The following is a 20,203-nucleotide window of genomic DNA, read 5'->3' on the forward strand; positions in this document are numbered from 1 at the left end:
CACTAGGCTATTTAACTCCAGTGGAATTCAAGCAACAGACCTTATAATTTTTGTCCAGTTTAGTGTTGACATACCATAAAGTATATTTCTAATTTAAGATAATATTACCATTTACCCTTTATTTTTGTAACTATTAGATTGAAACTCCTAATTTATAAGAAATCTCCTCATTTGGTTGAAAGAATTAACGAGAAGGACTCCTAACTTGATATGAAGAAATAGTAACTTGCTATTACTTTATTGAGTCACCTAAGAACTTTTCCGCACTTATTAATTAACAAATACTAGGGTTAATGCTTAAACAAGCTTTAATAAATAAAAATTAAATTTTAAAAGATATTTTAGTTATACCTACGGGGACACCTTGAGGATTCACTGGGTATGATTATATAGTAGAATCTTTGAAATGTTTTTTTGTGGTTGAAATACGCTTTCATTTGATGGAGTTTTTTCATTGAATAAAGCATCTTTTAATTAAAAGTAGGATGCTTTTTATTATCTCGATATTCACACAGCTATTCCACATCAAAGATCGTTTGAACCAGTAATGTACAAGGCTGTTTCAATGATTGTGAATCAGGTTGAAGTACTGCATACTGCATCTGGTCAAATGTATCATTGGAGGATTAAAGGTAGGTGCCCAAGGGGTGCCCAAACAAATACCAAAACGTATAAATGGAGGGAAAGATTCAATAAGTTTTTAATATATCGATTGATAAAAGGCTATAAATACAGGTTTTATAGAAATGTATAAAAGCTAGAAAATCTATTACCACAACCTTCTAAGCCGTCGGTCGGGGGTTCGAATCCCTCCTGGGACGTCAATAGGTAGTTTTAGAAAGAGAAACTACAGTGTAAAAAACACCTTAAATCCTTTAATATCAAGGATTTAAGGTGTTTTTTGTATTTATGAGAAGTCGTTAAAAAGAGTTAAAAAATAAAAGTTCTCTACACATTTTTACAAGCTCTATTTTAGTTGAAGGCATTAACATCATCTTTTTAAATACCTCTGCTGTTTTTCTGGAATCACGTTCACGCAATTCTTTTAGCACATGGGCATATGTAGAAGAAGTAATTTCAATACTTGAATGACCTAGACGTTCAGACACATAAATCAAATTTACTTCTTCAAAAAGTAAAATGCTTGCATGTATGTGACGTAATCCGTGAGCTGTAATGAGTGGTGTTATTTTAAGATGTTTCAATGCTGCTCGTAGTACATCATTTAATCGATCATTAGTGACGACTAAAATATCGGATGTATCTTCGAAAAAGACAAGTTGATATTGATTATCTGAGTGTGGGGTACGATACTTAAAAAATTTCTTGAACAATAGCATAGTCTCTGTATCAATAGTTATCGTACGCTCAGAGCTTTCATTTTTTAAGTCACCAAAGCCACCGCCTTCTTTGTATTTCCATTGCCGTTCTACGCGAATGAAATTTTCCTTAAAGTTAAAATCTGTTTCGATGAGGCCAACCAATTCACCGTAACGCATACCAGAAGTTAAGGCGAGGAGCAGTAGTAAATTTACGATACCATTATCACTGTTTGTTAACTTTTTAATATTTTTTTCAACATGATCTTTTAAATAATATAAGAGCTTTTCAGTGTCAGCTAGATTTAGAAATTTTTCAGAGCCTTTTTTGGAAGATAACTAAAGGCACTAGGTATCAATCAGAGGTAGAGATAGCTTTTGGTGTATTGCAAGGTATAAGAGATCGTAAAAATCAAGGTAGTAGATACTGAACAATCTGAGTATTGAATGAAGGGAGAAAATTTAAATGGGAATGAACACAAGTGAGCGCCGCATTAACCAAAAGGTAATAGGTATTTTGAAAGGTCAAAAAGCAGAGCCAGCATTTGAAGGGACTATCAAAGAAGGTTGTGAACGTAAATACACAATCATAAATGAACGTGATGTTGCGAAATACGTCGATTCTTTCACTCAAAATGAACTAGCAATCGCATTAGATAATGTATGCAGTCAAATTGAACATGGTCGTGAAAGTGATGGTAAGGTAGCATTTAACAATTACATCGTAGTGAATGTAGATGAGCCTTATATTAATGACATTGTAGCTGTTTTAGAAATAACGAGCATTGGGACGGACAACCAAGCGGTATAATGCGTTTTTATGAGGTACACGATCCATATTATGCATTAATCATGGCGCAAAATGAAGAAGAAGCGATGAAAATTTACACTGAAATTGTAGCTGACGATGACGGTACATTAATTGATGAAATTGAAGGAGTAAGTCGTGATTATGCATTATTACGAATTTCAGGAGCACCAGGTGAAGATAATGGTTAATTAAATACAAAGAACTGCTAGATTCCTTGAATAGTAAAGAACCACAGTTATTCATCATAGATGGGTCATTGATTTAATAAGCATTCGAAAAAAATTGTATAGGAGGATATGTAAATGACGACAGCACTTAAAAATCATTTCGAAGAACAATGGAATAGCAAACGATTCCAATTTTTATTTATGGAAGCCAATATGGGAGGCAATCGTGATTATGAAAGTTTAAAAGCTTTATGTGACCAATTAAAAGAAAAACAAGTTGGTGAATTAATTCAATTCAAGGAAGGTAAAACGAAAAATTTCGAAATTTTAATAAAAAATGAATGTTATATTATTGCTGCATCAAAAAGCCGTAATGAATATACAATCGTTGACACTGATTACGGAGTTTGTGGTCCATCAAACAGAACTTTCGGGATAAGTGTTAAAAGTGAAGAATCAATAAAAGAAGCATTGGAAGAATTATCAAAAGGTGAGATGTATTTATCGTATCGCTACAGTGCACCGATTGACGTAGTGTTGTAATAATCTACTGCACACTTTGATGAGATTAATCTTTATAGAGGATATTAATAATTAATTAAAATGGGAAATTCTATTTGAAATTTTTGGGTAAAAACATTTGACTTTTCTGGGAAAAAGGTATAAATTATCTGTAAATACATAAAGCGTTTGTATTTACGTTCGTAAAAACAGGAGGGTCTTATGGAGAATAAAAAACAACTAAAAACTTTACTTGAACATCAACTTATTACATCAGCTAAGGCAGCTGAAATGCTTGAAGTATCAAAACAAAGGTTATTGGCTATGGTAAAGAGTAATGGTATTTATCCAATACATCAATCTAGTCAAGGTAAATTATTTATGAGAAGTGATATTGTAAAACTAAGAAATGGAACTATTGAAGTAAAGAAAAAAATGCCTGTTATAATTAATGATGGGTCAACAAGTGAAGCTAAAGGAAAGATTGAAGAAGTTTTAAATATTTTAGATGAAATAACACATATTTTTGTTTATTTTGATAGTTTTGATGCAATTTTAGATGGCTTTTATATTGCATCAGAAAATGATTTATCTGATTTAAAGAATTTGAAATCAGCGAGATTTATAATACGAGATATAAATGGTAATGAAGCTTGGTTTTATAATTTAAATTGCGGTTATGGTGGTGAGGGGCCATCTGGTTCTCAAGAAGTACTTGAAAAACTAGGTATACCAGAATATTTATCAATAAATGTAAAAGATAGTGATTATGATATTGTTAAATATTTTAAGAATGAAGAAGGACAATTTGAAGTGCATAAAAATAGAAGTGACTTTAAAAGAGTAACTGAAAGTAAAGCTACTCTTTATTATTACAAAGGAAAAATTGTTTGTTTGCAAGATAAAGAAAATTATTTGAGTTATATGGATGACAAAGAAAAGTTTTTATATGAATATTCCTCTGTTGTCCCAAATCCAAGTGAAATTATACTATTTAATAGTAGAGAGTCTGCAATAGAGCATGGATATTTTACAAAAGACTTTTTCGGAAATGATATTGTTTATCAGGTGGTATTAAGGGACCATCAAGGTAGAGAGCTTTGGCTATGTCCATTAGTAAATGATAATAACGCTTTAAAATATCAAAAAAATGTAAAACAAATTTTAGAGTTTTGTGGACTAGATGTAAGCCATGAAGAAGATGAAAAGACATTCTCAAAAAAAATAATGGATTGGTTAACTAAAAAACCAAAATTAATACCAATTGAGGTACTAGAAATAAACAATAAAATATAGTACTTACCTTTACGGAAAATACCGGAGGCACTAACAGACAGGTTAATAACCTGTTTTGTTGGTGTCTCTTTTTATTTTATTAAAGGAGTGAAGGACATGAGAACATTACAAACGGAGTTGGTACAAAAGGGATTAAGTAAAAAAATTAAAGGGCAAGCGTCAAAAAGACGTCAGCCTAAAATGCAAATGAGCCGTCTAGAAATTGAGGAACTGATGGGGACAAAGCGACCAACGTATCGGCGTGTTCGAGGTGCATTTCGTAGTAAATAATGGAGGGATTGTAGATGGATATATTAAAAAGCATTAATGCGAAGGCAACACAGGAAGCAATTGAAATAGAATTTCGTCAGTATCGCACATATCAGTTGACAACACCAGAGGATTTATTGCCAACCATTACACCGAAATATACATTGGAAATGCCTTCGTTTGATGGGTGTGTTCATTCAAAAGTAGAAGGAACAGCCATTAAAAATTTGGAACATTATAAAAAAGCAGAGAAGTTTTTTAAGAAATTTTATTATGGATTTTACAAACTAACAAAAGAAGAACGGCAGGTTATTGCAAAAGCATTTCATTAGGAATGGTTTAGAAGAAGTAAAAGAGATACAGGATGCTAAAGTAATGCTTAATGATGCTAAGACTATCCCTGTCGTGATTATAGATGGTAGGACTCATGTTCAAGTGCGTGATTTAGCGGAGCTATTAGGATTGAAATTAGTCTATAATAACGAGAGCAAAACAACAAAATTGTATGAAGTAAAATAATAAAACTGTATGGAGTAGAAAGATAAAAACGAAGACCAAGATAGCTTAATGATATGCTCCCTATTAGGTAGACAGATGAAAAAATAAAATCTGTTTATCTAAGGGGAGTATTTTTTATGGGGCGAAGCAAACATCCACTCGAGTTGAAACTATATATCCTTCAATTGTTCGAAGAAGGTCACTATTCTATCAATGAATTGTGTGAAAGATTTTCAATAGATCATCAAACTTTTCATAGATGGAAAATGAAATTTGAGGCAGGTGGACGTGAAGGATTACAAGAAGCTACTTCATGTAAGTTCTATTCAAAAGAGTTAAAATTAGCGGCTGTGGAGGACTACATTCAATGAAATTATTCACAGATGGAGGTGTTGGCGAAATACGAGATTAGCAGTACCTCCGTTTTAAAAAGCTGGGTAAAAAAGTATACTAGTCATAGTGAAATAAAAGATTCAGGTAAAGGAATGAGTCAAGCTATGACAGAAGGAAGAAAGACAACTTTTGAAGAACGTATTGAGATTGTCGAGTACTGTTTGAAGCACCAGAAAAATTATCAGTTGGCAGTGCACACCTATGGTGTTTCGTATCAACAGGTATATCAATGGACGAAGAAATTTGAAGCGAACGGTGAAGAGGGATTACGTGATCGTCGTGGTCGCACAAAAGATGAAGTCGAATTAACCGTTGAGGAGAAATTGAAATTAGAGATTCAACGTATTGAACGTGAAAATGAACGTTTACGTGCAGAAAATTTATTTTTAAAAAAGTTAGAGGAAATCGAAAGGAGGCATCGTTAAGCCAAATACGTCTACAGCAACGCTATTTAGCGATTCAAGAATTACATCGAGAGGAAAAACTTTCGATTCTTTTACTATGTGAAATAGCTGATGTTTCGCGTGCGGCTTACTATAAGTGGCTAAGTCGCACGCCTTCTAACAGAGAAGTTGAAAATGAAGCAATTTTAAAGGACATTCATCTCCTTTACCAACAAGTAGATGGTATTTACGGCTATCGTCGTACAACGTTGACAATCAATCGTCAGCGAAAAGAAAATAATCAAACGATGGTGAACGAAAAGCGTATTTATCGTTTAATGCAGATTAGTGGATTGAAGTCTGTTATTCGTAGAAAGCGCAAGCCTTATCGTAAATCCCCAGCACATCATGTGGCGGAGAACGTATTAAATAGAGCATTTACATCGAAAAAGCCCAATGAAAAATGGTGTACAGATGTCACAGAGTTTAAGTATGGAAATGGGAAAAAAGCTTATTTAAGTGCAATTATCGATTTATATGATGGTTCAATTGTGAGTTATGTGTTCGGACATTCGAATAATAATTCCCTTGTTTTCAAAACAATAAAATTAGCTATTCAATCATTACAATCAAACGAACAGCCATTAATACATAGTGATCGAGGTTTTCAATATTCATCAAAGGAATTTAAGCGGATTGTGGAAACTGCCAATATGACACAGAGTATGTCCCGTATTGGTCGATGTATTGATAACGGACCAATTGAATCATTTTGGGGCACATTGAAGTGTGAGAAATATTATTTACATAAGTACGATTCATATGAAGAGTTAAAACTAGCGATTGATGATTATATTCATTTTTATAATTACTATCGTTATCAGAAAAGATTAAGCGGCTTGAGTCCGTTAGAATTCAGGACTCAAGCCGCTTAATACATTTTTTATTATTTCCACTGTCTACTTGACGGGGTGCAGTTCAGTATGAGTATCTGGTCTATAGTTTATAAAGTATTGGTACATTAAGTAAATTAAAGTATACTTTATAAATAAATACATATTAGGAGCGATGAAGCGATGGTTAAAGCCCTAAACTGCCCAAACTGTGCTGCAACTTTTAATCCTGAAGACTCTATATGTGAGTACTGTGGCAGTTACATCATCACATCAGAAGCAAAACAGTTAACATATGATTTAAATGAATTTAAACCAACCTATAAAAAAATCTTTTTCCATGAAATTGAGATGTGTGCAAATGAGCTGCCAATACGGTCAGGTATGGCGAATATCTATTATAGTGCAACAAAATCAGATGGTGGCCGTTTGCTATTAACAAATCAACGTCTTATTTTTTGTGCACATGCACTAAACATTAACCCTAATTTATATTGGGAAATTAGTTTGAAGGATGTAGATCGAGCTGAACTTGGCTTAAATCTTTTTATTTCACAAAGAATTAAGATTTTTGATGTGAAAGGTAATGAAACAACTTTTGTTGTTTATGGCGGGAAAACGTGGCTAGAAGAAATAGGACGTTGTTTAAATTAAAAGAGATGACCAGGTACTCAAATGAAATTGAGTACCTGGTCTTTTTTTGTACTTGCAAATTTAATCCCACAACTCCATTACTTGCCCAAAAGCTTTAACACCTTCGTTCAAATATTCAACCTCGCTACCATTAACCACAAGGTCGGCCATACCAAGTTGAGTGTTGTTAAAATTTATATTTGCAGGTTTTACATTAAATTGAGCTACTTTAACATCATCCACACGAATTGCTAGGGTAACAGTACCAGTTTTGACGACATCAGATTGTTGTAAAAAATAGAATGCTTGATTTAGTGTATTAAGCGTACTTATACCTGGTTCAGAATCTGCAGAGTAGTCAATCCATACCAGTAAATTGTTTTGAGTACTACGGTTATCAATTACATCAACAGATTTTGCAAATTTAAAGAAAGATGTATCGACAATATTTGTTGATTGTTGATTCTTGTTTGATTCATCTTTTTCAACTTCTGGTTCAGATTGTTCAGTATTACTGTCTTTCGGAGTTGGGTGTTCGATTTTTTGTTCACCACTAGGTTTAGGATGCTCAATTGATTCGTTCTTAGGAATTGGCTTTTCAGCTTCACCACAACCTGCTAGTCCAAGACTTAATACCAATGCTGCACTAAATATTAATTTCTTCATATGTAAAATTCCCCCTCTATATTTCCATTTTAGGAAAGTTAAATATAAATGTACATAAAATTATAGATAGTTAGAGTGCCCTTTCTTCTATTATATAAATTTAACTGTACTCAAAGATGTCAATATTCTGTTAATAAAAAAAGATAAAATATCTATTGATAAAGGTAGGGAATACTAGTAGAGTAATGAAGGTAAATTAAGTGCAAAAAACAAGGGGTTATTGTCGCAGCACAAATGCTACACAATAACCCTATCAAACGTTGATGTTATGCACTTTTATGATGCCCTCCGGGGGCATCATTATGGGTGAGTTGCCTTATTAACTAAGAATGCTTATGCAATTATTTTCTACACATTTTCTACACAAGAGTTTATATAAATTCAGTCATATCAACGTTTTGGGAGTATAAGATACTTCCTCCTGGGACGTCAATAAAAGCCTTACAGCCACAACGGTTGTAAGGCTTTTTATTTTTATGCAAGAACATGAATAGCTTTAAAATTTGCCCATAATTTGTCTGAATCATCTTTTTTATTAAATAGCTTATCAAAGTGAGTGCTAGCTCTTTGTTCAGTTTCAGCTAATAAATGACCTTAGGTATTTATTGTAGTGGTAATACTTTATACGGATAAGCAAATTTCGCGGTCTTACCAAACAAAGCCCACTGGCCAGTATGGCATTTTATAGAGACCGGAAATATTATTCCGTTCCGCTACTTCATCAATCATGTCCATTGTATGATCATAAGTATCTTCGTTTATTTTCTCGACTGACTCTGGAATACGAATATAGCCCGATAGCAATTCACCAATATGATAAGCATGTTGAAAAACAGCTGCTTCTCCAACAGGTTTGTAATCAGGTATAAAATGAGGCATAACGATGGTATGATCCAAGTTCACATCTTGTAGGGCACCAACGTTCATTGAAAAACCAACACCAGACTTATAAAAACCAACGACTTGGAAATTCATGACTTCAGAAATTAATTCCAAGGAAAATATATCGCCAATTTTATAAATATCCTTATACGCATTTCCCAACACAACACTAATGGGTTTGTTTGGTGCCTCAAGTGTAAAATCAGACTTTTTAAAGTTTCTACCTACATCAATACTATTATCGAAGTGACTAAAAGTGTCTTCACCTAATAAAATCGTTTTTAAAGGTGTTGTCAAAAACTCATTACCTTCCTGATCCAGCGAAACAACATTAACTGGGTTAGAAATCACCTTATCATTGCCAGCAGCTTGATACTCTTCATATCCATCCACAAAACTTGTTTCGCCCTCATAATTTCCTCTATAAACTAAGGGATATTCATTTACAAGAACATAATTAAAAGCTGTTTTCATTTCATCATACATAGCCTTTACTTCTTCAATCGGCACAGATTTTATGCCATCTGAAAGTTCTTCAAAAGCAAAAACGGTTTTATAGTACGGTTCAAATTCAGGTATATCGGAGATGTAATCTATGTAATCCTCGTAACCATCAAACGACTCTGGCTTAGGTTCCGTTGTTTGTGATTTTTCGGGTTCAGCGGTTTCTGTTTGAGGTTGTTGTGCATCTGGTACACTTACATCATCTGTTGTACTACATGCAGTCAGCACGACGAGAAACATAATTCCGACAATCGTATAAATAGGTCTTATAAAGCGTAAAAATAAGCATTTTATCTTCATTACCAATTATAGAAAATGCGTGGTGTTGCATTTGGAACAAGACCAGTAGCTAGAAAAGAAGTTGCATTTGCTCTAATCCCACTATTCAATTGATTATTACCTGTAGTGTTCAGCCGACCATTGGACCAAACTTCTGCACGTGCAGTGAATCGTGGTGCAGTTGCATCTACCCAGCCAGATGAAAAATGGTCACCGCCATGTCCATGTGAAGAATCAACATACAATCGAACATCACTACCTGTAACTTTATAAGAACTTCTCGTGATACTCATACTTTTGTTGTCTGAAGTTGCAGTACCACTTCCACCTCCTGCAGACTTATCCATTATAAACACTTTACCATCCATAGTAATTGATTCGGGTAATTCTGCTAGAGTAATTGGCTCTGTCAATTCTGTGGCAAATGCCGGAATACTTGAAAACATAATTCCAGCAACTACCACGAGAGGGGCCATCTTGTTTATAAATTTTTTCTTCTTCATACGAATCATCCTTTCTTTTTTCACACTTTAATTTTTCGCTTATAAAACCTACAAACCTTTAAAAACTATAAAACCTAAATAAACAATAACATATATGTAAATATAAGTAAATAAAACAAAATATTTCAATGTATTCAAAAGTATAACTCTTTATATAATTGATGTAGAAAGAAATTGGTCCTTATTAATTTTTTCAGGAGGAACTTAATGAATGAATATAACCGCTAGAAATCAGGAAAATTCACCAGTTTATCAAACCTAAACAGGGCAGATTTTCGTTTGAGGATTCAGTGGTTGCCAGTAATACTATAATGTATAAATAAGGGGATAAATAGATAATTACGTAATATATAGGTTGGTAAATCGGCTTAATGACAAGATTCCTAGAGACAAATTTTACATATAAAAAAGCCACTAAATTATGGGGCTTACAAAAAACTATGTGAAATGGTAATTACACACTTAGGAACGTGTTCGGATTTAAACAAATGGGGTCCTTCGTATGATATTGTTCAGCCAGAGTTTTCTGGCTGAACTTTTTTATGTAGATTTCATCTATCAGTAACTAAGGTAAAACCTTGAGCCAATGTAAGACAGAAATCCCCTATACCAAAAGGACTGGCGTGTATGAACTTCCATTCATCATACACGTTAGTCGAATAAGGAATCTATGTTAAAATACTGCGTTAATAGCAATTTCCTACCTTCCTTATCCCATTTATGGTATTCATCAAAAACTACCATCACATTATGATTTGCACGTATCTCTACAAAATACTTGACAGTAATAATTCTTCGGATGTCCAAACTATACCTTTTGGTAAATCCCTCAAAGCATATTTTTGTTCTAATTCATATTGGAATTTTAATAAATTTTGTGTGAGTCTCTCGATGATCTCCTGAAATTTGGAGAAATCCTCTTTATTTTCAAAAGCGTATTTATGTTTCATTAATTCTCCCCTCTTTTCTAATTCCTTTATTAACCATTAAATGGTTCTAGTATACCATTTTTACAAATATTGGTGTTAAGTAAAAATTTAACTAGCGAGAATGGTTGACTGTTATCTCCTATAAAATGAAAAGAACCGCTTAAGAAAAATACTTAAGCGGTTCTTTTTCATTCAAATCAATCTTGTTTGTATTGCTATCAATCAGGAAAATAACAAATTTTATTGACAGTTAAGATAGAAAATTGCACACCTAATTTAGCTAACTAGGACACCTAAGTATAGAGGAGCAGTTTGTATGAAAGGAATGAATAACCGTAGAATTCTCGAGTTATAGTGTGTATGTAAATAAATGAAAGGAGAAATGAAAAATGGAAAAAGACTTAAGAAAAAAAGAACTGAATGCAAATGAATTCGATTTAGAAGTAGAATTATTAGATTTGGATGAAGTGTCAGCGATTCCAGAAACAACAGCAAGCAGTGGCTCTACAAGTTGTTCAGCCTCATCAACATGCGGTTCAACATCATGCTGTGGTTCTTGTTAATAATTCATTTGGACAAATTGAAGTAAGTTTTTATTGTAGAAACCAAATAATCACTATTTCTAGGAGGAACTAAAGATGAAAAAAGAGATGACTACTCAAACAGTAAATGCAAAAGAATTTGATTTAGAAGTGGAATTATTAGATTTGGATGAAGTGTCAGCGATTCCAGAAACGACAGCAAGCAGTGGCTCAACAAGTTGTTCGGCATCATCAACATGCGGCTCAACATCATGCTGTGGTTCTTGTTAATAAATGTTTGGAAGAGGTAGAGTCGGTTACGAAAAATAGTATAAACAACTAATACCTATTTATGGGAGGAACAAGGGATGAAAAAAGAGATGCATACGCAGGAAGTAACTACAAAAGAATTTGATTTAGAGGTGGAATTACTAGATTTAGACGAGGTGTCTGCGATTCCAGAAACAACAGCAAGCAGTGGCTCTACAAGTTGTTCAGCCTCATCTACATGCGGCTCAACATCATGCTGTGGTTCTTGTTAATGACTTGAAAAATGGAGCGGTTGAAACTACATATTGTGACAACCGCCCAATTCTCTTCTATTTGAAGATGCTCAACCATGAAGAATTGATGAAATGAATTTTTAGAATCAAACATTGTCTTGTTAAAGAAAAAATACATAAGGGTGTGTTGCCATGTATCAAACCTGTATTTATAACTATGACAGTTCAGTAGAACAATCATTGCTATTACTTATTGATGAGTTGTGGGATAAACGTCAATATTTTGTGTCAAAAGGCTGGGAGGGGGGCCCTCATATTCAGTTGATTACAAAAAATAAGATTTCACAATCTGAATATGACGCTTTGAAAAAAAGAGTGCGCCAGCTAATCGAAGAACAGCCATTGGATAAATCATATATTGATCAAGTGAAGAAAAAATATGAGCAAAGCTCCCGATTGCTATCAAATTTAGAAAATAAGAAAAATGAACGAGCTATTCGAGAACACGGGGAGATGGACATATTTCCTTATTATTTGACTGTTCATCATGAGCGGTTAACGAATTTATATATGAACGAACGATTCAGACATTACCCATTGCTACTGGATACTCGAAAATATGTAGAAGCACAGAATATTAGCGTTGAGGACCTGTTTCCCCTTATTTTTTCAAGAATTTCAGATGTCTATCATGAAAAGAATAATAATAAAGGTTATCTTTCGTTTGTCTCGCATGTTCAGGGCTTCTTTGAGCTTTCTGTCAAGCAAGAGAAACCATATACCGAAAAGTTATTTGAGACATTTTATTTAGAAAAACAATCAGATTTTGAAGTGGCAGAGAAAGCACATTCTCCAATAATTAATAGATGGTTTAACTATTTTACAGAGTTTTATGGATGTTGTTTAAGTCAGGTGGATGAATTGTTAGATGAGCACTATAAAGCGGAATTGACTCGTACTATTGAGGAATTAGAGAAAAATTTTACAAACGACTTTCATAGGAATTTTGTCGCTTATTCAAAGAAAAATAACTTTATGGAGAATCCTGAGGCAACAGCTTATAGATTTACCGTAAATCTGCTGTATTTACTATTACCTTACTTTAATATAAGTGCTTTGAAGAAGCAAAAGTATATTTATATGGCTTACAGAATTGTGGAAAGTAAAAAAGGGATGACTTGGAGGGAGGAGTTAGGACTTGACTATAATCGTTACTCAAAATCCATTTAGTATTTATCGAGGAACCAATACTTCTGATCAGTGGTACTTTGAAATGAGAGAAAAAGCGAAGGAAATTCAATCTGCTAAAGAAGAGATTGACAATGTTCATATAAAAATTGAAAGAGAGAAAGAAATTGTAGTCAGTCAAATTGAAGAAGAGTTCTCTCTACAAAAGGATCCGAAGCTATTGAATCTGAAACGGGATGTTCATAATTTGCGTAGCATTCGTTTAAGGAAATATTCAGGGCCAATTTTATTGAATCGACTAGTAGTGCTTTTAGATCAATTGGAGTTGTATCAAGAAGCACTGCAACAAAGGTACGAGGAATCTGTATTGAAGTCAAGAGAGATTCTGCAACGAGAAATAGCCGATGAGCAGCTGCAAAAGACCGTTTTATTTTTTAATCAAACTATTTATAAGAACATTGAAAAATATTTATCCAAACCTGTCCAAACACATAATAAAAAAGAAAAAAAGCTGGACAATTTTATTATCAACTTGTTAATGCGCAGCTCTATGAAGACTAGTCCGTTTTCTTATCTTACGCAAACAGGCTCATCTGGTAATCGATTTTTAATCAAAAAGAAGGCAAACATCGAATTAAACCATGCGCTACTTTTTAGAATATTTTTGGAAGTTATTCGTACGAACAACGATACATTAGAAAAAATTCCAGTCCATGTTTCTAAATTCGGGCAAAGGGATTCTAAAATCTTTTTTGTCACGCAAGAGAATGTACCGCAATCTAAGAAAATATATGAAACACGAGATAAGCTGGTTGAGATGGGGATTGCGGAAGAAGTAATTCAATTTCTAAAGAAAAAACAAGGGCAAACAATGTATTATAAAGAATTTGCTCAATTTCTAAGTGAACATGATCTTTATTCGGGGCATGAGTTGGATGTATTTAAAAAGCTTGTTTCCACGAAAATCGTAGTACAAAAAATTTCAGTAAATGCTAAAAGAAATCTTGTAGAAGAAATGATTGCCTATTTAAAAGACCATGATATTTGCCAAGAGCTATCACGCCAGCTGCAATTCATTAATGATTTGCAAAAGGAATTCGAGCAGGCAGATACAAATGAGAGGTTGGTTCTTTGGAAAAAGATTGAGGATATTATTAAAAATTTGAGTGAAACTATTCCGAATTTTGGTACGGAGATTCTATATGAAGATATCTTGTTTGATGCTCAAAATAATCAGAGCCGTCTTAAAGATATTGAAAACAAATTTTCTAATCATTTTTTTGAAGAAATTACAGCATTTTTACTGTTGTTTGATGTGAATATTCGTGTGCAATACGAAGTTGCTGCGCTTTATAAAAAAATATATGGGCACTCGGAGATTAGTTTATCGGACAGCAATTTATTAAACAATGTATTCTTCGAAAAATTGAGATACTTCTTCCCTTATTTCCAAGACATGGATTACCGCTATGATGATGCGATTGCACCTGAAGTAAAGATTTTGGATGATCTTAGGGACGAATTTAAATCATTCTTTTCCCAATACTTAGATGAAAATCAAGATGTAGAAATAGATTTTCAGGAACTAATCAAGCCCTTCTCTAAAAAAATTCCTAAGTATATTAAATACGGCAATGAATTTAGTATGACATTCTTTTATCAGCTTTTTCAGGAAAAAGTAATTTTAAACGATATTTATGATGGTCAGGAGAAATTTTTATCCCGGTTTAAAGACTTCTTCGAGGATTTGAATACAGATTCACAGTATCAAGAATATATAGGGAAAAATTATTACGATAAAAATTATTATGAAGTGACAGAGCTGTTTGGATTTAATGGCGGTATTCATGATAGAAATTATAAACAAAAATTAAATTTAGAGTTTGGAAATCAGAGATTCCATGATGTTGGGTATCCTTATATATCAGATTTTTCAGTTAAATATGATGAGAAAACAAAAAAATTGAAAGTGCTCGACCATCAGAAAAATGAAGCAAGGGTCGCCTATAAATCGTCATTAGTGCCAGTGTTCTTGCCAGGTGTTTTATCTGTATTGCTACTTCTGTTTCAAAGCGGAAGAATTAACTTTGATATAAATTACTTTTTGAAAAAGAGAAGTGATATGCCAAGAATTAGCTTTGAAAATATTGTGATGTACAGGAAGAAGTGGAATATACAACACGAGGATATTGAGCGTATAAGCAAGGATGCGGCAAATGAAGTAGAACTGTATACATTAATAAATAACTATTTTCAAGACAGGGATTTACCCGAAACTTTCTTTTTAAAGAAATACCGTATGGGTGAAGAAATTTCTGCCATGAAGCCATTGTTTATTGATATTACAGTACCCATACTATTCAAACATTTTATGAATGAAATTACTAATGAAGAAAGTGAAGAACCTACGTTCTTTATCGAAGAGGTGTTACCTGAATTTAAAAATGAGCTTAGGGAATATGTTGTGGAATATACGATTGACAATTAGGAGGGTGAACGATGCAGAATTTTAATGTAAAGGTAGAAAAACTAACAAAGAATTATGGAAAAAAGGCTGTTCTAAAAGGAATAGATTTTATTGCTGAAAAAGGTGAGATTATTGGTGTTATCGGTAAAAATGGAGCGGGGAAATCAACATTCTTAGAAATTTTAATGACCATTAAGGATTTTAATGACGGGAAGGTTGTTGTCTTTGGTAATAATTTAAAAGAAATTGATCAAGCTCAGCTAGGAAAAATTAAAAGCAATATATCCGCAGTATTGCAACCTACACAGTTTTATAAAAAATTAAAAGTAAAAGAATTACTAGATCTTTTTAGATCCTATTATGGGGGCAAAGTAGATCTGAATGAAATTATTGAGGAGTTTGAATTGCAGGAGCATTTAAATACATTCTTCGATAATTTATCTGGGGGCTGGAAGCAAAAGGTGAGTCTAGCAATCGCTTTTTCTTCTAAACCACGTTTGATTATTTTGGATGAACCAACTACCGGACTGGACCCTCATATGCGCAACATATTATGGGAAAGTATTACAGGATATATTAAGAAAAATGACAGTACAGTCATTTTATCGACTCATTATATGGATGAAATCGAACTCTATTGTGATAAAGTTCTTTTCATTAATGAGGGTGTAACCGAAGTATTCGATACGCCAGAAAATATTCTGAAATCCGGTCATAAATCTATTAATAGCTTTTATCTCGATAAAATTGCCAAATAAGGGGGAGCAAATATGTTATTAACACAAATTAAATATGACTTAAAAATGTTCTTTAGAGAGTTATTTTATTTAGTCTTTACGGTTGTTGTACCGCCTGTCACATATATATTAATGGGGCAAATGTTCAGTAATGCAACCTATAGCGGAGGAATGAACTATGTTCAAATGTATACACCTTCGTTTATTGTCCTCATTAGTTTTTCAGTCGTATTTTTTGCCTTTGGTTTTGATCAGGTAATGAATCGTGCAGCTGGTATTGAAAAAAGACTTTTCATTACGCCAATCACTGATAAAATTCTTCTCATGTCGAGTATTGCTAAGTCATTTATTATAGCCACAGCAGGATTTTTCTTAATCACTTTGATTGGCTTACTCGTTTATGATTTGCAGCTTTCAATCGTTAATTTTTTGATGTCATATGTAAGCTTATTACTCATTAATGCGGTGATGTTGGTTTACTCTCACGCAATTTATTCAAACTTTAAGGAAGTAAAAACAGCACTTATTTTGTCTATTGTATTGTTCCAAATTGTTATGTTCACTGGCGGCTTCTCTGTTCCGGTGGAAAGTCTTCCGAATTTTGTGAAGTACGTATCTTATGTAAACCCATTCTATCATTTGAATAATATTTATATTTCAATTTGGAATCAGACATTTGAACTCAATCAAGATATGCTGATTTCCATTGGGTACACATCGGCCCTTCTGATTATTTCATTAGTTGTCATTAAGTTCAACAATAAGAAGGAGTGAGTAATATGCTAATAAAGGCTCGAAGAAATATTCGATATCACTATAATGAACCCGACCTATTTATATATGGATCAAACGAATTAATAAAATTAAAACTAAGTATTCCAGAATATGATGAAATCACTTCCTTGATAAGTAAGGCCTATCAGGGAAGTGAAGAAACAGCACTTTTTGAAGAGTTTAACCGCTACACAAAACTCATTCAATTTCTTATAGAAAAACATATTTTTTATTTAATTGATCCAAAGGTTTATGATCTTCACAAAAACAGTCTCTATTTGCCGTGGGTTGAAGAGCAATGTTTATCAGTAGAAAAGGGTCTGAGAGACATTGAGGTGATTTGTGTGAATATTCCTACATCTTATTTTGGTGCCATTTATCTTAGTGAATTATTGGCAGAAAATCATATTCAACATGAAATTGTAGAAGTAGAAAATATAGAAGTTTTGGCAGATGGGAAAATTGCTGCAAATTATTATATTGGGAAAAAAGAAGATAGAATATGGGTTTCCACAAGAAATCATCCGCATTTTGAGGCTGTGTCAGCTGAGGATATTTCAGAGAAGCTTTTAGCAGGTTTCCTATATTATGGCGCCATTATATCTATCATTGGGAAAGAGGCCCCTGTATTCAATATTAATTCCCTTATGGAAGTTGAAAGGAAATTGTCATTTGATGGAATTAAAAAGGTGGATTATCAAATTTCAGGAAGAGCGCCTCAAGATGCAATCAAGAATTATAATTCACTCGAAAATTTTGTAAAAAAATATGATTCAAAGATAGTATCTTTTAATAAAAATAAAGCGTATTTTACCTACAACCAATCACCGTTACAGATTATTACTGTACAAACAGAAGACGATGAGAATTACTTCTTTGCAGATATTTCTTATGAAAGGCTCGCACAGTTTCTCTCAGAGGCGGCATTTATCGAAATATTAAAAAATAGTTATTCAAAGGATCTTCTATTGAAGCAGCAGGGAAAAGTCATCTATAGTACCCAACATCATAAAACAGGGAAACTGTACAGATTAGATCTGAATGAGCTGGAGGAATCAGAACTTATTAGTAGTTTAATGAATCAAGAAAAGTTATCTACCAATTTCTATCTCCAGGCATGTAGTAGAGGGGGGTATTACTTGTATGCTGTAAATGACAAATCAGAGGCATTCATTTTTCAGCTCCCTGTAAAAACAGCAGCTCAGTTGATAACAGTTTTACTGACTTGGATTAGTATGCATATGAATGATGTATCTATTAAGGAATCATTCTTCCAAACCGTAGATTTAAATGAGCTCCATCTAAAAGAAGTCAGTTCTGTAAATTGGGACAACTCAAATCAAGAAAATTTAGTAAGTGGTCAGCAGACTACTGTAGGGAAAATACTCAATGATCATGGTTTTGACTATGAACTTTTGGAGGTGGAGTGATGACCATACAAACAAACATTGCTACGATTCTGACAAACCAAAAGTATATTTTTATTCATTCATCAAAGAATGATTCATTCTTTTGCCTAGATTGCTTTAAGGAGCGAACAAAAGAACTAAAAAGCTATCAACAATATTTTGGTTGGCAAGAAGACCGGCCAAATCGATTAGAATCAGAAATAATTGATACGCTTGTGCAAAAGCTCCAAACAAATAGCGAACCGTTCCTCTATGAGATAAACCGAGATACATTGGAAATCCAAGCGAAAGCAACCTTCAAGCGTGGAGATTGTCAGTGTAATGTAGATACAGGTTCAAATCGACCTCAGGAATTGGATACGCTATTCAATGCAAAAGATAATCGGCAATTGAGCTTTGAACAAGTAAGAGAGAAGATTGAAAGAAATAAAAAACTAATCTATGCGCATCCCTCGTCGATTGTAAATGCATTGGCTCGCTCCGGCGATTCTTATGGAACACCAATGGTTCAGACAGAAGTATCATATAAGGGAATATCAATGCTTTCCTATGGTCGGACAGGGACGTATGAAAAGTCAAAATATATATCTATTTTGGAATCGTTGGAGCGCTATGCCACAGCGTTTCCTTATAAAAAGCAACAAAGGGCAATGCGGGAAAGGGATTCTGAAGTGATTGATCTTACACTGAGTGAAGTGATGGCTCAATGCAATTATGGCAATCCAGAAAATTATTCAGAAGATCAGCCACTGAATTATGAAAAAGTTTGGGCATTGCATAGTGAAAGAGAGGTTCTAATTCCCGAGCAGCTAATTTATTACAACTCTCATGTTGTTTCTAATGAAAAAAGATATATTTACGAAAGCTCCAATGGCAGTGCTCTCGGTTCAACAGAAGCAGAGGCCAGCCTACATGCGATGCTAGAGCTGATTGAACGCGATGCTTTTTTAGCTACTTGGTATGGACAGATTCCACCTGTCAGAATTGATGAATCCAGCATTCATTCTAAAAAAATTCAGGCTTATTTGGACTCATTAAAGCAAAAAAGCATCCGTGTACATTTGTTTGATATATCGATGGAAGTGAAAATTCCGACAATCTGGGTTTTATTAGAAAAAGAGGAGCCTAAGCAAAATGAAATGGCCTTCTATACGGCTGCGGCAGCTTCCTTTGACTTGGAAGAGTCAATCGAACGAGCGTTGATTGAAGCTACAACTGCGATTACTGTTTTTACAAATGTCTTCAATAATGAGGAATATCAGACTAGGAAACGACAATTGTTGGACAATCCTCAATCGGTGCACAAGTTGGAAGACCACTTGCTACTTTACTCAAACAAGGAGATGAAATATGCATTTTCGTTTGCATTGAATACGGAGATGGTATCTTCCTACGAGCAATTGGAGGCAGGGTATACAGTATATCAAGGGAAATTTGCCGAGGTTGTTCGAACGCTTGAAGGCCAATTGGTCGATATATCTGGTAAAGCGTATCGGGCTATGACAGAAAATCCGAATTTGTTTTCTGCAGGATTTGTAAATGTGAAATATATAGTGCCTGGCATGCTGACGATGACTTTTGGGCATCAAAATAGACGAGTTGTCAGTCAACGAATTGAAAAGGCTATTCAGTTTAAGAAGAAAGGGAAGCTAGATAAAGACTGGATAGAGAAAACACCCCATCCATTTCCATAATTGA

General features: G+C 33.7%; 20 protein-coding genes and 1 pseudogene. 17 read left to right on the forward strand and 4 right to left on the reverse strand.

The annotated features are described in order from the left end of the window. Positions 1-920: 920 nt before the first annotated feature. Positions 921-1,568: a site-specific integrase gene (locus AC07YC_RS20390; protein ID WP_494920330.1), complete on the reverse strand. Its 648-nt coding sequence runs from the start codon at positions 1,566-1,568 to the stop codon at positions 921-923. 217 nt (positions 1,569-1,785) lie between these two features. Between AC07YC_RS20390 and AC07YC_RS20395 the strand changes: the two genes are divergently transcribed. From AC07YC_RS20395 to AC07YC_RS20430, 8 genes and pseudogenes are all read left to right on the forward strand, one after another. Next, a complete protein-coding gene (locus tag AC07YC_RS20395; RefSeq protein ID WP_494920283.1) occupies positions 1,786-2,130 on the forward strand; it encodes a hypothetical protein in 345 nt (114 codons plus the stop codon). Further along, positions 2,130-2,318, forward strand: a complete 189-nt coding sequence (locus tag AC07YC_RS20400; protein WP_494920284.1) for a YosH family protein — start codon at positions 2,130-2,132, stop codon at positions 2,316-2,318. Before AC07YC_RS20395 ends, AC07YC_RS20400 begins: the two co-directional genes overlap by 1 nt. A 114-nt stretch (positions 2,319-2,432) precedes the next feature. Then, positions 2,433-2,840, forward strand: coding sequence for a hypothetical protein (locus AC07YC_RS20405; protein ID WP_494920285.1), 408 nt, complete (start codon positions 2,433-2,435; stop codon positions 2,838-2,840). Between the two features lie 180 nt (positions 2,841-3,020). Beyond that, positions 3,021-4,094, forward strand: coding sequence for a hypothetical protein (locus tag AC07YC_RS20410; RefSeq protein WP_494920286.1), 1,074 nt, complete (start codon positions 3,021-3,023; stop codon positions 4,092-4,094). A gap of 96 nt (positions 4,095-4,190) precedes the next feature. Next, entirely contained in the window at positions 4,191-4,364 is a 174-nt protein-coding gene (locus AC07YC_RS20415; protein ID WP_494920287.1) for a hypothetical protein, read from the forward strand. Between the two features lie 14 nt (positions 4,365-4,378). Next, entirely contained in the window at positions 4,379-4,675 is a 297-nt protein-coding gene (locus AC07YC_RS20420; RefSeq protein WP_494920288.1) for an ArpU family phage packaging/lysis transcriptional regulator, read from the forward strand. Between the two features lie 303 nt (positions 4,676-4,978). Next, positions 4,979-6,552: pseudogene (locus tag AC07YC_RS20425) on the forward strand (IS3 family transposase). Between the two features lie 141 nt (positions 6,553-6,693). Continuing rightward, positions 6,694-7,164, forward strand: coding sequence for a hypothetical protein (locus tag AC07YC_RS20430; RefSeq protein WP_494920289.1), 471 nt, complete (start codon positions 6,694-6,696; stop codon positions 7,162-7,164). Between the two features lie 60 nt (positions 7,165-7,224). Here the strand turns inward: AC07YC_RS20430 and AC07YC_RS20435 are convergent, their stop codons facing one another. The 3 genes from AC07YC_RS20435 to AC07YC_RS20445 form a co-directional block, all read right to left on the reverse strand. Then, positions 7,225-7,809 carry a hypothetical protein gene (locus AC07YC_RS20435; protein WP_494920290.1) on the reverse strand — a complete coding sequence of 195 codons (585 nt, stop codon included), beginning with the start codon at positions 7,807-7,809 and terminating at the stop codon, positions 7,225-7,227. A 648-nt stretch (positions 7,810-8,457) separates the two neighbouring features. Next, entirely contained in the window at positions 8,458-9,495 is a 1,038-nt protein-coding gene (locus AC07YC_RS20440; RefSeq protein WP_494920291.1) for a hypothetical protein, read from the reverse strand. Then, on the reverse strand, positions 9,495-9,920 hold the full coding sequence (locus AC07YC_RS20445) for a hypothetical protein (protein WP_494920292.1): 426 nt from the start codon (positions 9,918-9,920) through the stop codon (positions 9,495-9,497). The genes AC07YC_RS20440 and AC07YC_RS20445 overlap by 1 nt, the downstream gene beginning before the upstream one ends. A 1,375-nt stretch (positions 9,921-11,295) precedes the next feature. On the opposite strand from AC07YC_RS20445, the gene AC07YC_RS20450 reads away from it, so the two are divergent. From AC07YC_RS20450 to AC07YC_RS20490, 9 genes are all read left to right on the forward strand, one after another. Further along, positions 11,296-11,469 (forward strand): thiazolylpeptide-type bacteriocin, encoded by a 174-nt coding sequence (locus tag AC07YC_RS20450; protein WP_080709115.1) that lies wholly within the window; start codon positions 11,296-11,298, stop codon positions 11,467-11,469. Between the two features lie 75 nt (positions 11,470-11,544). Continuing rightward, positions 11,545-11,718 (forward strand): thiazolylpeptide-type bacteriocin, encoded by a 174-nt coding sequence (locus AC07YC_RS20455; protein ID WP_008179395.1) that lies wholly within the window; start codon positions 11,545-11,547, stop codon positions 11,716-11,718. A 77-nt stretch (positions 11,719-11,795) separates the two neighbouring features. Next, positions 11,796-11,969, forward strand: coding sequence for a thiazolylpeptide-type bacteriocin (locus AC07YC_RS20460; RefSeq protein WP_008179397.1), 174 nt, complete (start codon positions 11,796-11,798; stop codon positions 11,967-11,969). Positions 11,970-12,122: 153 nt separating this feature from the next. After that, complete coding sequence (locus tag AC07YC_RS20465) at positions 12,123-13,160, forward strand: hypothetical protein (protein WP_494920293.1); 1,038 nt, start codon at positions 12,123-12,125, stop codon at positions 13,158-13,160. Further along, positions 13,129-15,606: a lanthionine biosynthesis protein gene (locus AC07YC_RS20470; RefSeq protein WP_494920294.1), complete on the forward strand. Its 2,478-nt coding sequence runs from the start codon at positions 13,129-13,131 to the stop codon at positions 15,604-15,606. Before AC07YC_RS20465 ends, AC07YC_RS20470 begins: the two co-directional genes overlap by 32 nt. A gap of 11 nt (positions 15,607-15,617) precedes the next feature. Further along, positions 15,618-16,343, forward strand: coding sequence for an ABC transporter ATP-binding protein (locus AC07YC_RS20475; RefSeq protein ID WP_418302370.1), 726 nt, complete (start codon positions 15,618-15,620; stop codon positions 16,341-16,343). 12 nt (positions 16,344-16,355) lie between these two features. Next, positions 16,356-17,096, forward strand: a complete 741-nt coding sequence (locus AC07YC_RS20480; protein WP_008179402.1) for an ABC transporter permease — start codon at positions 16,356-16,358, stop codon at positions 17,094-17,096. Positions 17,097-17,101: 5 nt separating this feature from the next. Further along, positions 17,102-18,526, forward strand: coding sequence for a hypothetical protein (locus AC07YC_RS20485; protein WP_494920295.1), 1,425 nt, complete (start codon positions 17,102-17,104; stop codon positions 18,524-18,526). Continuing rightward, positions 18,526-20,199, forward strand: coding sequence for a YcaO-like family protein (locus tag AC07YC_RS20490; RefSeq protein WP_494920296.1), 1,674 nt, complete (start codon positions 18,526-18,528; stop codon positions 20,197-20,199). Before AC07YC_RS20485 ends, AC07YC_RS20490 begins: the two co-directional genes overlap by 1 nt. Positions 20,200-20,203 lie beyond the last annotated feature (4 nt).

This window comes from Lysinibacillus sp. GW247-5R2A, from assembly GCF_059424475.1.

Excerpts from the sequence above, each read along its gene's own strand:
- AC07YC_RS20395 (WP_494920283.1), top strand. The coding sequence starts at position 1,786 with ATGGGAATGAACACAAGTGAGCGCCGCATTAACCAAAAGGTAATAGGT.
- AC07YC_RS20400 (WP_494920284.1), top strand. The coding sequence starts at position 2,130 with ATGCGTTTTTATGAGGTACACGATCCATATTATGCATTAATCATGGCG.
- AC07YC_RS20405 (WP_494920285.1), top strand. The coding sequence starts at position 2,433 with ATGACGACAGCACTTAAAAATCATTTCGAAGAACAATGGAATAGCAAA.
- AC07YC_RS20410 (WP_494920286.1), top strand. The coding sequence starts at position 3,021 with ATGGAGAATAAAAAACAACTAAAAACTTTACTTGAACATCAACTTATT.
- AC07YC_RS20415 (WP_494920287.1), top strand. The coding sequence starts at position 4,191 with ATGAGAACATTACAAACGGAGTTGGTACAAAAGGGATTAAGTAAAAAA.
- AC07YC_RS20420 (WP_494920288.1), top strand. The coding sequence starts at position 4,379 with ATGGATATATTAAAAAGCATTAATGCGAAGGCAACACAGGAAGCAATT.
- AC07YC_RS20430 (WP_494920289.1), top strand. The coding sequence starts at position 6,694 with ATGGTTAAAGCCCTAAACTGCCCAAACTGTGCTGCAACTTTTAATCCT.
- AC07YC_RS20435 (WP_494920290.1), bottom strand. The coding sequence starts at position 7,809 with ATGAAGAAATTAATATTTAGTGCAGCATTGGTATTAAGTCTTGGACTA.
- AC07YC_RS20440 (WP_494920291.1), bottom strand. The coding sequence starts at position 9,495 with ATGAAGATAAAATGCTTATTTTTACGCTTTATAAGACCTATTTATACG.
- AC07YC_RS20445 (WP_494920292.1), bottom strand. The coding sequence starts at position 9,920 with ATGTTTTCAAGTATTCCGGCATTTGCCACAGAATTGACAGAGCCAATT.
- AC07YC_RS20450 (WP_080709115.1), top strand. The coding sequence starts at position 11,296 with ATGGAAAAAGACTTAAGAAAAAAAGAACTGAATGCAAATGAATTCGAT.
- AC07YC_RS20455 (WP_008179395.1), top strand. The coding sequence starts at position 11,545 with ATGAAAAAAGAGATGACTACTCAAACAGTAAATGCAAAAGAATTTGAT.
- AC07YC_RS20460 (WP_008179397.1), top strand. The coding sequence starts at position 11,796 with ATGAAAAAAGAGATGCATACGCAGGAAGTAACTACAAAAGAATTTGAT.
- AC07YC_RS20465 (WP_494920293.1), top strand. The coding sequence starts at position 12,123 with ATGTATCAAACCTGTATTTATAACTATGACAGTTCAGTAGAACAATCA.
- AC07YC_RS20475 (WP_418302370.1), top strand. The coding sequence starts at position 15,618 with ATGCAGAATTTTAATGTAAAGGTAGAAAAACTAACAAAGAATTATGGA.
- AC07YC_RS20480 (WP_008179402.1), top strand. The coding sequence starts at position 16,356 with ATGTTATTAACACAAATTAAATATGACTTAAAAATGTTCTTTAGAGAG.
- AC07YC_RS20485 (WP_494920295.1), top strand. The coding sequence starts at position 17,102 with ATGCTAATAAAGGCTCGAAGAAATATTCGATATCACTATAATGAACCC.
- AC07YC_RS20490 (WP_494920296.1), top strand. The coding sequence starts at position 18,526 with ATGACCATACAAACAAACATTGCTACGATTCTGACAAACCAAAAGTAT.